The following is a 225-nucleotide window of genomic DNA, read 5'->3' on the forward strand; positions in this document are numbered from 1 at the left end:
ATGTGAGTCCTTGTGACTCGGACTTGGAGGTCGATACAAAGACGTCACATGCCCGATAAAATGCATTGACGTGGTCATTTTCAACTTCTCCAGTGAAAATAACGTGATCATCCAACTGCAATGCGTGAACTTGACTCATTAAATCATCTTTGGCGGGACCATCCCCAACAATCATCAAGATGGCATTGGGAATTTCGTCCAGTATTTTCGGTAAATAATCAATGA

Annotated in this window: 1 protein-coding gene; it reads right to left on the bottom strand. The window is 42.2% G+C overall.

Features of this window, described 5'->3' with window-relative positions:
* A partial coding sequence (locus CBI42_RS12225) for a glycosyltransferase (protein WP_142294182.1) occupies positions 1–225 on the bottom strand: 225 nt, incomplete at both ends.

The organism is Streptococcus sp. KR (genome assembly GCF_002238115.1).
Taxonomy (GTDB): domain Bacteria; phylum Bacillota; class Bacilli; order Lactobacillales; family Streptococcaceae; genus Streptococcus.